At 63.2% G+C, this 15,463-nt stretch carries 15 protein-coding genes; 8 read left to right on the top strand and 7 right to left on the bottom strand.

What is annotated here, in order from left to right; genetic code table 11:
* Positions 1–44: 44 nt before the first annotated feature.
* The 4 genes from AB1781_07415 (at position 45) to AB1781_07400 (ending at position 4,927) form a co-directional block, all read left to right on the top strand.
* On the top strand, positions 45–1,718 hold the full coding sequence (locus AB1781_07415) for a recombinase family protein (protein MEW5704394.1): 1,674 nt from the start codon (positions 45–47) through the stop codon (positions 1,716–1,718).
* A 199-nt stretch (positions 1,719–1,917) separates the two neighbouring features.
* On the top strand, positions 1,918–3,177 hold the full coding sequence (locus AB1781_07410; protein ID MEW5704393.1) for a site-specific integrase: 1,260 nt from the start codon (positions 1,918–1,920) through the stop codon (positions 3,175–3,177).
* 174 nt (positions 3,178–3,351) lie between these two features.
* Positions 3,352–3,702, top strand: coding sequence for a hypothetical protein (locus AB1781_07405; GenBank protein ID MEW5704392.1), 351 nt, complete (start codon positions 3,352–3,354; stop codon positions 3,700–3,702).
* Positions 3,692–4,927 carry a type II toxin-antitoxin system HipA family toxin gene (locus AB1781_07400; protein ID MEW5704391.1) on the top strand — a complete coding sequence of 412 codons (1,236 nt, stop codon included), beginning with the start codon at positions 3,692–3,694 and terminating at the stop codon, positions 4,925–4,927. Before AB1781_07405 ends, AB1781_07400 begins: the two co-directional genes overlap by 11 nt.
* Positions 4,928–5,168: 241 nt before the next feature.
* On the opposite strand, the gene AB1781_07395 is transcribed toward AB1781_07400, so the two are convergent.
* Positions 5,169–6,077: an ImmA/IrrE family metallo-endopeptidase gene (locus AB1781_07395; GenBank protein MEW5704390.1), complete on the bottom strand. Its 909-nt coding sequence runs from the start codon at positions 6,075–6,077 to the stop codon at positions 5,169–5,171.
* Positions 6,074–6,397 (bottom strand): helix-turn-helix transcriptional regulator, encoded by a 324-nt coding sequence (locus AB1781_07390; protein MEW5704389.1) that lies wholly within the window; start codon positions 6,395–6,397, stop codon positions 6,074–6,076. Before AB1781_07390 ends, AB1781_07395 begins: the two co-directional genes overlap by 4 nt.
* 265 nt (positions 6,398–6,662) lie before the next feature.
* On the opposite strand from AB1781_07390, the gene AB1781_07385 reads away from it, so the two are divergent.
* Genes AB1781_07385 through AB1781_07370 form a run of 4 tightly spaced genes read left to right on the top strand, consistent with a single transcriptional unit; the run spans position 6,663 to position 11,813 of the window.
* Positions 6,663–7,820: a metallohydrolase gene (locus AB1781_07385; GenBank protein ID MEW5704388.1), complete on the top strand. Its 1,158-nt coding sequence runs from the start codon at positions 6,663–6,665 to the stop codon at positions 7,818–7,820.
* 12 nt (positions 7,821–7,832) lie between these two features.
* Positions 7,833–10,199: a Mov34/MPN/PAD-1 family protein gene (locus AB1781_07380; GenBank protein ID MEW5704387.1), complete on the top strand. Its 2,367-nt coding sequence runs from the start codon at positions 7,833–7,835 to the stop codon at positions 10,197–10,199.
* Positions 10,200–10,215: 16 nt separating this feature from the next.
* The gene (locus tag AB1781_07375) at positions 10,216–10,932 is read left to right on the top strand and encodes a hypothetical protein (protein MEW5704386.1); all 717 of its coding nucleotides are present in this window, start codon (positions 10,216–10,218) and stop codon (positions 10,930–10,932) included.
* Positions 10,929–11,813 carry a hypothetical protein gene (locus AB1781_07370; GenBank protein MEW5704385.1) on the top strand — a complete coding sequence of 295 codons (885 nt, stop codon included), beginning with the start codon at positions 10,929–10,931 and terminating at the stop codon, positions 11,811–11,813. Before AB1781_07375 ends, AB1781_07370 begins: the two co-directional genes overlap by 4 nt.
* Before the next feature lie 45 nt (positions 11,814–11,858).
* Here the strand turns inward: AB1781_07370 and AB1781_07365 are convergent, their stop codons facing one another.
* Genes AB1781_07365 through trbF form a run of 5 tightly spaced genes read right to left on the bottom strand, consistent with a single transcriptional unit; the run spans position 11,859 to position 15,458 of the window.
* Entirely contained in the window at positions 11,859–12,182 is a 324-nt protein-coding gene (locus tag AB1781_07365; GenBank protein MEW5704384.1) for a DUF736 family protein, read from the bottom strand.
* 4 nt (positions 12,183–12,186) lie between these two features.
* Positions 12,187–12,489 (bottom strand): DUF2274 domain-containing protein, encoded by a 303-nt coding sequence (locus AB1781_07360; protein ID MEW5704383.1) that lies wholly within the window; start codon positions 12,487–12,489, stop codon positions 12,187–12,189.
* 13 nt (positions 12,490–12,502) lie between these two features.
* Positions 12,503–13,732 carry a TrbI/VirB10 family protein gene (locus tag AB1781_07355; GenBank protein ID MEW5704382.1) on the bottom strand — a complete coding sequence of 410 codons (1,230 nt, stop codon included), beginning with the start codon at positions 13,730–13,732 and terminating at the stop codon, positions 12,503–12,505.
* A gap of 11 nt (positions 13,733–13,743) precedes the next feature.
* On the bottom strand, positions 13,744–14,742 hold the full coding sequence (trbG, locus tag AB1781_07350; protein ID MEW5704381.1) for a P-type conjugative transfer protein TrbG: 999 nt from the start codon (positions 14,740–14,742) through the stop codon (positions 13,744–13,746).
* A gap of 2 nt (positions 14,743–14,744) precedes the next feature.
* Positions 14,745–15,458, bottom strand: a complete 714-nt coding sequence (trbF, locus tag AB1781_07345) for a conjugal transfer protein TrbF (protein ID MEW5704380.1) — start codon at positions 15,456–15,458, stop codon at positions 14,745–14,747.
* Positions 15,459–15,463 lie beyond the last annotated feature (5 nt).

Below are 15,463 nucleotides of genomic sequence, written 5' to 3'. Positions count from 1 at the left end.
GCAGCACCCCGGACGGATGACCAGGGGCAGATGGAGACGGATTCATGACGCAAGTTGCCATCTACGCACGTTATTCAACGGACATGCAGCGCGAGGCCTCAATCGAGGACCAAATCCGCATCTGCCAGGAGCGCGCCGATAAGGAAGGCTGTAAGGTCTATAACTGCTACACAGACCACGGGCAGTCCGGTGCAACGTTACTGCGTCCCGGCATTCAAATGTTGCTTCAAGACGCTATGGCCGGGCGCTTCTCCGTCATCATCGCTGAAGCATTAGACCGCCTGTCCCGCGATCAGGCGGACATCGCCGGCATTTACAAGCGTCTTAGTTTTGCGGGCGTGAAGATCCTCACGCTTGCCGAAGGCGACGTGAACGATCTTCATATCGGCTTGAAGGGCACGATGAACGCGCTCTTCCTTAAGGACCTTGCCGACAAGACGCGGCGAGGCTTACGCGGCCGTGTCGAAGCCGGAAAATCCGGCGGCGGCAATTCTTACGGCTACGATGTCGTTCGCAAGTTCACGGAAATGGGCGAGCCGATCCGGGGCGACCGCACGGTCAACGAAGCCCAGGCGGCTACCGTCGTCCGCATATTTGAGGAATACGCCAACGGCGAGTCACCGCGCACTATCGCGCATCGGCTTAATGCCGAAAACGTGCCCGCTCCCGCCGGCAAAGCCTGGGGGCCGTCCACCATTCACGGCAACCGCCAGCGCGGCACAGGCATTCTGAATAACGAACTCTACATCGGAAGGCTGGTGTGGAACCGCCTGCGCTATATCAAGGACCCGGAGACCGGAAAGCGCGTTTCGCGCCTTAATCCGGAGGCCAACTGGATTGTGCAGGACGTTCCTGATTTTCGGATTGTCGAGCAGGAGCTCTGGGAGCGCGTGAAAGTGCGCCAAGGCGAACTGCGTGTTTACACGAAGGCCGAAGCCAAGAACGGCAAGCAGGAAGCGGCCTACTGGGACCGTCGTCGTCCGCGCCATCTGTTTTCCGGCCTCATTAAGTGCGGCGTCTGCGGCGGCGGCGTCGTGAATCTCAACATGCACCGGGCAGGCTGCGCCTCTGCTCGGAACAAGGGGACTTGCGACAATACCCGCACCCTACGGCGCGACGAGATCGAAGCGACCATACTGGACGGCCTCCGCCATCACCTAATGGACCCGGAGCTTTTCGCGGTCTTCTGCGAGGAGTACACGCGGCACCTAAATAAACTCCGCATGGAACACAATGCGGCGCGGACCGGCATGACGGCGCGGCTCGCCAAAATCGACCGCGAGCTGGACAAGATGATCGACGCCATTTGCGACGGCATCCCGGCCGCCAAAGTGAAGGACCGGATGTGGGAATTGGAGAACGAGAAGGCCGACCTACAGGCCAAGCTCGGCAAAAGCGAGGACGAACCTGTCCTTATCCACCCGAACATGGCGGAAGTTTATCGCAGCCAGGTGGCCAAGCTTCACGAGGCCCTCAGCGACGAAAGCCGTCGAGGCGAGGCCGTGGACGTAGTCCGCTCGCTCGTGGAAAAGGTCGTCCTGACCCCCGTGACCAAGGACGGCAAGGAGACGCTCGCAATCGACCTTCACGGTCACCTCGCGGGCATCCTGAGCCTTGCCGCAAAAACGAAAAAGCCGCTCGATGAGAGCGACTTTTCCGTCAAGTCTACAAAGTTGGTTGCGGGGACAGGATTTGAACCTGTGACCTTCAGGTTATGAGTCAGAAAAATCGCCTCCGAACCATTTTCGCTCATTTTCGCTGAACACACCTAACATACTATATCTAAACGGTTTCTATTGACATGCCCTGCGATCTCGCTACCCTCAAATCGCACCCGATTGGCACTCATCTGTTACCTATGTGTTACCTGCGCGGACTTTCAGGTTGAATGTCACAAGCGCGGCGATGGAGGGTTCGATGCCGAGATTGACGAAGCGCACAGTGGACCAGATCGCGCCTGGTTCAACCGACACCATCCATTGGGATGACGAACTGCGCGGCTTCGGCGTCAGAGTCTGGCCGACAGGCCGGAAGGTGTATCTCGTGATGAGCCGCGTGAAGGGACGGCTGCGTAAGATCACCATCGGCCCCCATGGCCCGATCACGGCTGAGAAGGCCCGCGTGCGTGCCCATGAAATCATCTCGGAAGCGAAGGCCGGTCGCGACCCCGCCAAGGAACAGGATCAGGCGCGCAAGGCACCGACCGTGAAGGGGCTGGGCGAGCGGTTCCTCAAGGAGCATGTCGAGGTGCGGTGCAAACTAAGCACCCAGGCGGAATACAAGCGGTCGGTTGAGCTGTTCATCAACCCCAAGATCGGCACCCGCAAGGTGACGGATATCGAGCGCCGCGATGTTGCGGAACTGCATCATTCTTTCAGCCACATTCCCTATCAGGCCAACCGCACCCTTGGCGTATTGTCGAAGATGTTCAACCTCGCCGAGGTATGGGGCTTGCGCCCTGATGGCAGCAACCCCTGCCTGCACGTGAAGAAATATCCCGAGCAGAGGCGCGAGCGCTTCCTCAGCCCCGATGAGTTCGCGGCGCTGGGCAAGGTACTCCGCGAGGTCGAGGCGGACGGCTCCGAAACCCAGTCGGCCGTCGATGCCATCCGGCTCCTGATGCTGACTGGCTGCCGGCTCGGCGAGATCATGACGCTCAAATGGGACTATGTGGACCTCAAAGCCCGCGAGCTGCGCCTGCCCGACTCGAAGACCGGGGCCAAGATCGTGCACTTCGGAAAGATGGCTCGCGACGTGCTGAAGGGTATCGAGAAGCTGGAGGACAACCCATACGTCATCACCGGCAAGAAGCAGGGCAGCCGCCTGACCGACCTGCAGCACCCGTGGCGGCGCATCCGAGCCAAAGCCGGCCTCGATGACGTGCGCATTCATGACCTCCGGCACTCCTATGCCAGCGGTGCCCTCGCCTTGGGAGAGGGGCTGCCGATGATCGGCAAGTTGCTCGGGCATACCCAGGTGCAGACCACCGCGCGCTATGCGCATCTGGCAAATGACCCGGTGAAATCAGCCGCCGGGCGAGTGTCGGACGCGATCGGCGCCGCGATGCTCGGAAGAAAATCGAGCGCGAAGCGACGTGCGAGGAGCCGAAACGACGCGGCGGGAGAGAGCCCGAACCGGGCGGCGTCCGAGGCCGAGCAACGGGTCCCTGCCGAATAAGCCGGGTGAAACGTCGCACGCCGAACCCACGCAACTTAATTAACGCCCTATATTTTGTGCATTATATGCCGTTTCGCACCAGATTTGGAGCAGTACCTTGTCATGCGGGCTTTACATCGCGGCCTCTGCACCATATATTGAGCCTTACATATAATAACGCACATGTTTTGAGCCATGAAATCCTCACGATCCCAGAAGGCCCTGCCGACGAGCGTGCGGCGAGCGCTGAGAAAGCTCGGCCAGGACATCTCTGCCGCCCGCCGGCGGCGACGCCTGTCCGTGGCGCTCATGGCCGAACGCGCCTTCATCAGCCGCAATACGCTAGGCCGGGTCGAGAAGGGCGATTCCGGCGTGTCGATAGGCATCTACGCCTCGGTCCTCTTCGTCCTTGGAATGGCGGATCGACTGGGAGACCTGGCGGACGCGGCGAGCGATCAAATCGGGCTGAGCCTCGAAGAAGAACGCCTGCCCCGCCGAATTCGCGCGGCGCGGCTAAAGCCGTCGGGCGCCAACCATGGAACGTGAACTCCTCGTCTTCATGGACATGGCGCGAGAGACCGTTCCCGTGGGGCGGCTCTGGGCGCGCACGCGCGGGGCCAGGGAAACGGCGTCCTTCGAATATGATCCATCTTGGCTGGCGCGCCGGGATGCCTTCGGTCTCGATCCCGTCCTCCCTCCCGCACGAGGGCAGTTCCACACCGATCGTCCCTTGTTCAACGCCTTCACGGACCCGGCGCCGGACCGATGGGGACAGACCCTCATGCGCCGCAACGAGCGCCGGCGCGCCCGCGCGGAGGGCCGTCAGCCAAGAACCCTTCTGGCCGTCGACTTCCTGACCCTCGTCGACGACGAAACCCGGCTCGGCGCGCTTCGATTCAAGGACGCGGGCGGCGGCGACTTCCTCACCTCGACCGGCAAGCGCGTTCCACCTGTCGTCGACCTCCCCCGCCTGCTGTCGGCGACCAACCGCATCATCGACGACAAGGAGACCGATGAAGACCTGCAACTGATCCTGGCCCCCGGCACGTCGCTTGGCGGCGCACGCCCGAAAGCTTCGGTGCGCGACAAGGACGGTCACCTGCTGATCGCCAAGTTCCCGCGCAAGGACGACGAGTGGCCAGTGACACGCTGGGAGGCGGCGACCATGGCGCTCGCCGAGGCCGCTCGGGTGGAGGTTTCGCCATGGCGGCTACAGCTCGTATTGAAGAGGCCGGTCCTTATGGCCCGGCGCTTCGACCGGCGGGAAGGCCAGCGCATCCCTTACATGTCGGCGCTCACCGCTCTCAATGCTTCCGACAACGAGACACGTAGCTATCTCGAGATCGCCGAGTTCTTACGCCGCGAGGGATCACAGGTGAACGAGGATCTGCGCCAGCTCTGGCGGAGGATCGTGTTCAACATGCTGGTTTCCAACACCGACGATCATCTGCGCAACCACGGCTTCCTTCGCGACCCGAAAGGCTGGCGGTTGGCACCGGCCTACGATCTCAACCCCATGCCGACCGACGTGAAGCCGCGCATTCATGCCCTTGCGATCGACGAGATCGATGGAACGGCGTCGCTCGAAACAGCCTTCGAAATTGTCCCGACGTTCGGCATGACCGAAAAGGACGCCCGCGCGATAGCGGCAGAGGTCGGATCGGCGGTCGCGGGTTGGCGCGATGCCGCGGCTCGCTTCGGCATCACCCCGGATGAGGTCGAGCGCATGACCAGCGCCTTCGATCACGAGGATCTAAAGGCAGCGACATGAGACCGGACGATCGACAGGTCGATTCAAAAATGGGCCAACCGCAAATACCCAAATTGATCCACGGATAACCATGATCCGTCAGTTCGCGTTTTTGGTTCGAGGCGGCAGGCAGATTGCCGGTTCAATGCGATTTTCTTGACCGCCGTCCACTTCACCACACCCACTGAAAGCGATATGTCACATATGGCTTTCTCCGATCTGAAGCAACCGCTCCCTGTCGCCGGTTACCCTCAATCGGATGTCATGCGAGCGAAGATTCCGGCCGCTCGCGGCCGACGATACGGTCATAGGTATCCTCTTGAGGCTCTTCCTCGAGCGAGATGTAGCGATCACGGTTCTCAAGCAACAGCAGCGAGATCGCGAAATCGTACTGCTCGGCAAAAATGGTCATTTCACGAACCTCCTCGGGGAACCACACGCCGGGCGCAAGGTCGACCCCAGTGCGGCCATCGATAATTAGGTCCTGAGCTGCGGCGAGAGATGCAGCGGGAATCTCGATGGGCACGCCCTTGGTGCGGAAGAAGGCGCCGGTCTTGAGCGCTGAGTCGCTAGCGCGCGACCAAAGGATGTAACCGTCGCGCGAGACCACGAGAACGGCGCGTCGTTCAGTGAAGGCGAGCCAGCGCAGAATCGCCGCGATGAGGGAAACGCGGTAGCGGTCGGCGCAATGTGAAATCATATCTAGTTCGATCTTCGCCCGGGGATCGATCTGGCGCCGGAAGTCATCGAGCGGCATCAAAAGATTTGCGGCGAAGCGGTTGGCCTGATGCTCGATCTGGCCGTAGGCCGAATCCCAGCGAACAACATCCTGCGCGACACAACGGATCCCGTTCGGATGGTCGACGCGGTGCAGCAGGTAGTGCCCGAATTCGTGCGCGAGCGTGAAGTTGATGCGTCCGACCGAGGTGATACCGCTGTTGTAGACGATGCCCCAGCCTGACTTGCCGGCCGGTGCACGGTAAAGTGCTCCATCGAAGCCGGGCAGATCGGCTCCTTTCACCATTGAGATCGCATCACCAGCAAAACGCTGCGCCGAGTACTCGCGGGCAAGCTCAACGACATCGATCGGAAATCGCTCGGCGCCGAGGACTTGATTCAAGAGCATCGTGATCTCGTTGGCCCATCGCTCAGGACCGAACGGCAGACTCATTTATCGTCACTCCAGACCTCGACCATACGGCGGATTCTCTCCTTGGTGTCGGAGTCCATGTTTCGGTATTTACGAAAAAAGGCATCGTCAACAACATCCACGGCTGGGCTCGATTCCCTCGAATCGACGAGGTAGTCAGCCGTGACCCCAAGTACGGCAGCAATCTTTGCGATCTTGTCGGCCGAGGGCCGCGGCGGATTTTTATTCTCCAGTTCCCAGATATAGCTCTTGCTGGATTCGGTGAGTTCGCCAAGTTTTTCAAGGGTGTAGCCTTTCTGCTTCCGCAGTTGCCGGATCTTGTCGCCGAGCGTTGTCGACACGGTGTCACCTCCTCGTGGCCCAAAGTTCAGATTAGGCGCACTTTTGGTACTTGACAACCAAAACCCGCAGCGCCACATTAAAGTTCAGACTTGGCATACTTTGGTTCCGCAAGTCGACTCAACTCGGGTCCATCCGGTAGAGCCAAGCCGCAGGAACCACACGATATGGTATTGTGCCCTGCGGCGGACTGACGCTTGGGCCAACAGCAATCCCGGGCCGCTGGCGCAAAGACCCGCCACCCGCCCCATCAGAAGGATGAAGGGCATGGTGGCGAAGATCACGTTTTTCCCGGTCGGTAACGGCGACATGACGCTCATTGAGCTTGAGAGCGGGCGCAATGTGCTGATCGATGTGAACATTCGGGCGGCAGCGGATGACCCAGACGATGACACGGCGGACGTGGCGCAGAAGCTGCGCGATCGGCTACAGCGCGATAGCCAGGGACGGCTTTATGTCGATGCTTTCCTGCTCAGCCATCCCGACAAGGACCACTGCAGCGGGCTGCAGAACCACTTCCACCTTGGGGCGCCGGCGGATTGGTCGAAATCGACCGACAAGATCTTCATCCGCGAGATCTGGTCCTCGCCCATGGTATTTCGCCGCGCTTCGCGCGACCATGTGCTCTGCGACGATGCGGCGGCCTTCAATAGTGAGGCGCGCCGCCGCGTAAAGCGGTTCCGCGACACCGGTGGCAGCGTGTCGGACGGTGATCGCATCCTGATCCTCGGCGAGGACCAGGACGGCAAGACTGATGATCTGATGACGATTCTCGTCAAGGTCGACGAGGTCTTCTCCAAGGTGAATGGCCAGTACGACTCGTCCATGTCGGCGCGGCTGTTGGCGCCACAGCCGAAGAGTGACGACGCGGACGAAGAGGAGATGCGCTCGAAGAACCACTCGAGCACGATCCTCAACTTCTCGCTTGCGGGCGATGGTCAAGCAGACGCCGGCCGCTTCCTGACCGGTGGCGATGCCGAGGTTGCGATCTGGGAGCGGCTCTGGCAGCGGCATTCCGGGCGCGCGGATTGGCTGACCTACGACATCCTTCAGACCCCGCATCACTGTTCCTGGCATTCCCTTTCGTACGATAGCTGGAGCGAGAAGGGGAAGGACGCCGAGGTCTGCGAGGATGCCCGTAGCGCGTTGTCGCAGGCTCACAAGGGCGCGGTGATCGTGGCGAGCAGCAATGCGATCAAGGACGATGACAACGACCCGCCCTGCATCCGGGCGAAACGCGAGTACCAGGACATCGCCAATGACGCCGGCGGCTCGTTCAAATGCGTCGGCGAGCCCGAGAGCAAGCCCGACACGGTGGAGTTCGAGATCGGACAGAACGGCCCCCGCCTCAAGACGAAAGCCATGACGGCGGCGGCAATCGTCGGCGCCGGTGTGATCGGCCGCCAGCCCCTCGCCCACGGCTGAGGGGCGTTTAGGGTGGACGAGCGCACGGCAGTCGCAATCGAGACGATCTCAAGGGCGCTGCGCCTCGTCACCGCGCACCCGGCGGTCGAAGGCATCCTTGCCAGCGTTGTCGATCCGGAAACCCATGCGGCGGCCGTAGATTTGGCGGTGCGGCTTGGGCTGCCGAACGCGTGGATGGCTGATGGGATCAGCCCCAATGGCGTGCGGGCCGTTGAGCCAGTGACTCTCATCTTCCCGGCCGCGTTCCCGCTGAAGCCACCGCAAATCTATCTGCGCGCAGATTTCGACCGCTCGCTGGCGCACGTGAACCCCGGCTCGGCCAACGAGCGGCCGGTGCCCTGCATTTACGATGGGAGCCTCGCCGAGCTGCTGCAACAGCAAGGCCTCGCCGGAATTCTGAACCAGCTCGTGCTCTGGTTGGAGAATGCGGCATTGGGGCGGCTGATCGACCCGCGGCAGGGCTGGGAGCCGGTGCGCCGCGACAGCCTGGATGATTTCATCGTCGCCGATGCCGCGCATTTGCGGTCCCTGGTGTCGCGCCAGGAGGGCTCCGCCATCTTCCGATTCGACTATTTCCGCTACCCCATCGGCGGCGGTGAAATCGCCTTCCACGGCGAGGTCGGCCGAGAACCTCTGAAGGTCAACCCCAAGTCTGTTGGCGATCTGTTCGGAGAGCGGGGATCGCGCAAGGAACTCGACGCCGCGGTCGGGCGCAGTTTGGTGATCTTCGTGTGGCCGGGCAAGCAGCCCTCGGGTCAGCCCATCATCGCCGATCGGTACCGTCCGGAAACCGTGACCGACTTCGGCGGCCTGATGGCGCGCGCGGCCGACTATGGGTGCGTAGCTCCGCTGCGAGCCGCGCTAGGCTGGCTCGAGCGATGTTTTGCGACCTACCAGGCGGCAAGTCTCTGGCCGATCGCTATCGTCCTTTGCGCCCGGCGGCCATTTCACGTAATCGGCAGCAGCAGCGCGCTGGAACTCTGCCCCTATCTGGTCGAGATCGGCGCGCCGCGGCTGTTTCCCGAGGGAGATCGAACACGCGTGCGTCCCGCCGGCCATCGTCACGCCATCGCTGCCCCTCTCTTGCGGAGCATGTCCGGCGGCGACACCGCGGAAGAGACGCAGCCCTGGATTCAGGTCGGTGCCGGCAGCCTCGGATCGAAGATCGCCTTGCACCTGGCGCGCTCGGGCTGGGCGCCGAGCGCGGTGGTCGACCGAGCTAGTCTGAGCCCGCACAACGCGGCGCGGCATGCGCTGGTGCCGAGTCCCGGCACGATGCAGATTTCCTGGATCGAATCGAAGGCATCAGCGCTTGCCACGGCGATCAAAGGACTCGGCCAGGCGGCCGAAGCCCATGTCGAGGATATCATCGGTGTCACGCGCGACGCCGATCGCGCAAAATGCCTGCTGCCGAAGAAGAGTTGGGCGATCATCAATTCGACGGCGTCGCTCGCGGTGCGGGAGGCGCTGGCCTCGGTGCCGCCGGGAATAACGATTCCGCGCGTGATCGAAACCTCGCTGTTTGCCGATGGTCGGATCGGCCTGCTGTCGGTCGAGGGACCGGCCCGCAATCCGAACACCGGTGATCTGATCACAGAATCCTACGCCCTGATGCGCGAGGACGCCACCCTGCGCGACTTGGTGTTCGCCGGTGACGACGCGCTCCGGCGGCAAGTCATCGGTGAAGGGTGCGGGTCGGCGACGATGGTGATGTCCGACGCGCAGATATCGATGCTGGCGGCGCCGATGGCCGAAGCGCTGGTGGCTCTGCGGCGGACCGGGATGCTGGCCGGCGGCGGTCGCGTTCTCCTCGGAAACGTTGCCGACGATGGCATGAGCCTGTCGTGGCGCATACATGAGGTGGCCCCCTGGGTCTCGCTCATCGTGGACGAGGCGCCATCCTGGCGTGTCCGGATCGCCGACCGAGCACACCGAAAGATCCTCGACGAGGTCGCTCGGTGGCCAACTGTTGAGACGGGCGGCATCTTGGTCGGCCGCTTCTCGGAGGCCGCTCAGACCTTCCACGTTGTCGATGTCTTGCCGGCGCCAGAAGACAGCAGCCGTTCGGCGACCGAGTTCGTACTCGGCACCGCTGGCGCGCGCGCCACCCTGACTGCCTACGCAGAACGTTGCAATTACAGCCTCTACTGCCTTGGTACTTGGCACAGTCATCTCGGCGCGTCGGGTCCATCATCCCAAGACCGGGCAACAGCGATTGCTGTCGCGCTGGCACGGCTGATGCCGTCGGTCCTTCTGATCCATACACCAGTCGGGTACCGGGCGGCGCTAGCCGAGCCATCCTCGCCATCGATCGAACCGCCAAGCTCGGCGTCGGCACGCGCGGCGGGTCGGACGCCTGCCTTGAACTCGTCGCCCTAACCGAAGACGGACCGCCATGGACAAGCTCGCCCGGTTTTCCAACTATGACGTGTTCGCCTACATCGCAAGCGGCCTAGGCGCGCTGGTGGTCTGGGACATCGTCTTCTCGACCCACTATGTCCTCGCCGCGCAATGGACAGTTGCCAGCGGTGCGCTCATCATCGCGACCGCCTACATCGTAGGGCAGATCCTGGCGGCGCCGTCGGGCTGGCTCATCGAGCGGCAGTTCGTCCATCACGTGCTCTTCCGTCCCTCCGTTATCCTCATGGACAGTCGGGAACTCGGATGGCGAAGATTCCTGAAGAAGACCGTGCTTCAGGACTATTACAATCCTCTCGATGCCGAGCTGCGACGCAAGGTGCGCGAGCGCGCTGCTGCGGAGCGCGGTGCTGATGTTGCCGGCGAAGCCGTGTTCTGGTGTGCGTTTCCGGTCGCCAAGAAGGACGTCAACGCCTACGCGCGCATGGACGGCTTCCTGAAGCTCTACGGCTTCTGCCGGAACATGGCGTTCGTCGGGCTCGCTGGTGCCTGCGTCATCGCCACCGACGCAGCGGTCGCGTGGGTGCGGCAGGGCTGGGCGGATCGTATCGACCAGCAGTTCCAGTGGGCGCTGCTTGCGCTGCTGATCGGCCTAGGCATGCTGCATCGCTATCTCAAGTTCTTCCGCCTCTACAACGTGGAGGTTTTCGTGACCTACAGCGAAGGCGCGCCCACCGGAAGCAAACCCACATGATGATCGACATCTTTGACGTCGGACATGGTGGCTGCAGCGTCATCACCTGCCCGAACGCTGCGCGCATCATGGTGGATTGCGGCTTCCGGCTTGATCCGGGTTGGTTCCCGTCGATCACATTCCGAGGTCAGCGAATGGATCTTCTCGTGTTCGGCAACCTCGACGAGGATCATATCGACGATCTGCCGTTTGTCTGGCAGCACGTACCGCTCGACTCGATTTTCAGCAACCCGACCGTGACTGCCACGGCGCTCGCCGCGATGAAGCGCGAGCACGGCATGGCCGATGGTGTGCGTCACGCGCACGCGATCCTTCGCGACCATGGCGCCGGGCTTATCGGCCGTCCGGCTGATCTCGGCGTCGTGCGGGCCTGGGCCTACTGGAATCGCTATGGGCTAGATTTCACGGACACGAACAATCTCAGCCTCGCCGTCTTCGTGCGCTATGGCGCCTTCACGATCCTGTTTGCCGGCGACCTGGAAGCGGCGGGGTGGCGGGCACTGCTGCGTGTCCCCGGGTTCATCGCCGATCTGGCTTCAGTCAGCGTGTTTGTGGCGTCGCATCACGGCCGTGAGAACGGCTGCTGCGACGAGGTCTTTCGAGAATGCCGTCCCGGTGTGTTCGTGGTGTCGGACGAGGAGCACCAATACGATAGTCAAGATACGACAGACTGGTATCGCCAACGGGCGCACGGCATTCCCGATTTCCGGGTGGTGTCCGATCCTGTCTGCGGGTATCCGCGCCGCTATGTGCTGACGACGCGGCGTGACGGTACGCTTTCGATGCGGGTGGCGCCCGATGGTCGGTACGTTATTCTGCCTCAGAATCCGCATTTGGCCGTACCATCCCGCTCAGGGCTGCTCCGGATATCGACTGCATAGTCAGATGGTGATGCTACCATCAAGAAGATGGCTTCCAGCCTCCCTCTACCCTTCTGCCTTCCGCCGGTTCCATACGAGTTGCGCTTCTTTTCCATCCTCGGAATGGAAAAGTGCCGCGCTGATGGGCTCGGGCAGGCTGGGATCATCGAGCCTCACCCGCAGATAGTCCTTGGGGCTGTCGCCGCCGGAGCGTGCCTGCCAGGCATCCCCGATGCGGGACTGGCCGACGAACAGACGGAAGGCCGGCGCCTTCTCATTGTCGCGGTTGTCGTTGGGGACCAGCCGCACCTTGGCGTTGATGGTCAGGGTACGGATGGAGCCGGTCCAGCCGCCGTCCTTGGCGGGCGTGAATGTGCCGATGACAGACATGGTCTTATTCCTCCGGGCTTGTGGTTGACGGGGGTTCGGATGAAGACCTGCGCGCACGGCGTTGCCGCGCCGGCTCGACGGGCGGGTCGATCGGCACCTCTTTCCGTGCCTTGGCGAAGCCGCGGTCGCTGTCCAGAAAGCTCGACAGCATGAAGGGGATCAGATCGGCGGCGGATTCGGCCTCGCCATAGGTCGTGCGATAGATTGCGGCATAATCGCGAAGCGCCTGGTTGAGGTCCGGGCTGACGGTGATGGTGATCTTGACCGGCGTCCGGTCGGGCAGCTTCCCGAGCTTCAATTCGGACATGGACTTGATCCTTTCAGCCGCGATAGGGCCTGAGCACGAGATCCTTGTAGACGATCACGCGCAGCGGCCAGCCGGGGCGGATGGTGATGGTCGGCTGGATGTTGAGGTTCTTCTCGGTGATGCGCTGGCCGGCCTGGTTGACGCTCTGCTGCGTCGATTGCCGGATGGCGCGGACAAGATCGCTTTCCGCGCCGCCGAGGCTGAGCTCGGTGCCGACGCCAAGCAGCGTCGAGAGCGCCACGCCCTTCAGAAGCCGCCAGGTGTGATAATCGACCTCGTCCTCCAGCCCGGCATAACCGGCGGCGTCGGTCGCTGGCAGGTTGTCGATCTGGACCGACGAGCCGTCCGGCAGGACGATGCGCCGCCAGACCACCAGCGCACGCGACTGGCCGAAGGCGACGACGCTATCATAACTGCCGATCAGCCGCGCGCCCTGCGGGATCAGCAGGATGCGGCCGGTGACGCTGTCGTAGACGTTCTCCGTCACCTGGGCGACGACGAGACCCGGCAGATCCGAGTTCAGGCCCGTGACGAGGCTGGCGGCGATAATGCTGCCCGCCATCACCTGATACGGTGACGCCGGCGTCTGGAGCGCGTGCGGGTTGTAGATGCTCTTCTCGACGGGCTGATTCAGGAAATCGAGCTTGCGCTGCTGATTGTTCTGATCCCGATCGGGATCGAGATTCAGGCGGTTGGCATCCGTTGCTGGTGGAAGCTCGCCGGCCATCGCGATGCCGGCGCCCTGCTCCGCTCCTGACACGCCGGCTGGGGCGGCGCGGTTGGCAATCTGGAAGAACACACCGGCCTCGCGCGCCTGCCGGGCCTGCTGCGCAAGACGCTGCCGCTCGGCCTGAGCAGCCTGTTCCTCCATGCTGACCCCCGGCGCCAAACCAAGCTGCCGCTGGCGTTCCAGAATCGGCCGGCCGAGATCGCCCGGCAGCGGCGGCCCCAATTGCGGCGTATCGGTGCGCATCTGCCCATAGTTGCCGGGCAAGGCGGCCAAGCCATCCGGTGTCGGTTTGCGCTCGGTGTTGTAAAGCTCCTGCGCCTGCTGGCCGAGCCGCATCGCGGGGCCTTTCAGCGCCAGCCAGGTGACGCCGAAGACCGCCGCGCAGCCGACGGCGGCGATGCCGATCAGCAACCGCCGCTTGAAGCGCACGACGCGGCGGGGTGCTGCGTTCAGCACCAGGGTCTCGGGATCGACCTTCGGCGGGTCCGACCGTGGAGCGGTGGTCTCTGTCACGGCGCCCTCCCCTATTGGCCCGGCCGTGGCCGGGAGTTGTCGCTGGAGGCGACGCCATCGGTGCGGCTGACGCGGACCACCTGCTGGGGATCGGCGCCAAGGCGCAGCTCGGCGGCGGCGAACAGGCGGTCGACGATGTAGTAGTTGTGGCGGACCCGGTAGTTGACGAGTTGGTTGTCGCCGTCCGGCCCGACCACGAAGAGCGGCGGCGCCTCGCCCTGATCGATGCGGCCGGGGAACTCGATGTAAACCTTGCTACCGTCGTCGAAGGCGCGCACCGGCCGCCAGGGCGGATTGTCGCCGCTGATCGCGTAGCGGAACCGGAGGTTCTCCAAGGTGACACCGGCGGCGACTGGCGAGACGGCTTCCGCCTGATCGTTGCGCCGCTGGAGCGCGATCAACGTGTCCCGCGGATAGGTCCAGGAGATCGCCGCCATGGAGGTGCGATCCGTGCTTTCGAGCTGGAGATGGTAGGTGCGCCGGTCGGTGGTGATGACGACGTTGGTCTTGAGCCCCGGCGCGAAGGGCTTGACCAGCACATGGACGCGCTTGGCATCGCCCGAGCCGCTGGTGGTGTCGCCGATCACCCAGCGCACCGTGTCGCCGGCCGAGACGGCGGTCAGCGTCTCGCCCGGCTGAAGCGCGATGTCGCTTACCTGCTCGGGCGCGGCATAGAGTCGATACAGCGCCCCCTCCGTATAGGGATAAACCTGGACGGCGTTGATGTAGCCATACGCCGTGGGCTCTTGCAGCGCCGCCTTGTTCGCGGCCTCCACCCGAACCGTGGGCGTTCGCTTGTCGGGCTTCGTCTCGGATGGCGGCGGTTGAAGCTGGCCCGGCAGCGGCAAGGGCTCAGGCAGGGTGACGATCTCGACCGGCCTCGGAGGCTCAGCCTCGATCGCCGCCGGCCTGAAACTGTCGCTGTCATAGGCGATGGCCGGCGGTGGCGTCTTGCCGGCGCAGGCGGCGAGCGCGAGCGCGGAGACCAATAGAATAAGTGTAGAGCGCATGATCATGGCGTCCTCCCTTCGGGGGTTGTTCCGACGTCTAGCTCGCGCGACCAGGCGAGGCCGTTGACGTAGAGGCCGAGCGGATTCTTCCTGAGCACGTCGGCGGTGCGCGGCGGCTGGACGACGATGGTGAGCATGGCGGTCCAGCGCTCGGTCCTGGCCAGACTGCTGCGCTCATAGCTCTGCTCGGTCCATTTCACCTGGAAGGAGGAGGTGGACGCGCGCACCACGCTCGTCACCTGCACCGAGACGCTACGCGTGCCGACGGCTGAGAAAGGGTCGTTGGTGCGGGCGTAGTCGTTGAGAAACAAGGCGGCGCGATCGGTGGCGAAGTCATAGGCTTCGAGCCAGTTCTGGCGTACCAGCACCGGATCGATGGAGAGAGCGCGCACATCGGTGATGAAGCGCGCCAGATACCAGGCGATCTGCGCGTCGCTCGGCTGATAGGATTCGATGGCCGGCCCGACCGCGCGCACCTCGCCCATCTTGTCGACCTCGACGACATAGGGCGTCACACGGCTCTGCATGGATTGCCAGACCATGCCGCCGGCGAGACCGACGCTGAGCGTCAGGCAGCCAAACGCCATGAGACGCCAGTTCTTCGCTTGGCTGCGCGCGGAACCGATACGCTCGTCCCAGAGCTGCGCGGCTTTCTGGTAGGGCGTCACCGGCTCGGGCGTCTGGCCGTAACGCTGGAGCGTTCGCTTGAACTTCATGGGGT

It is taken from the genome of Pseudomonadota bacterium (genome assembly GCA_040752895.1).
Classification (GTDB): domain Bacteria; phylum Pseudomonadota; class Alphaproteobacteria.
This window is presented reverse-complemented; position numbering and strand designations above follow the sequence as displayed.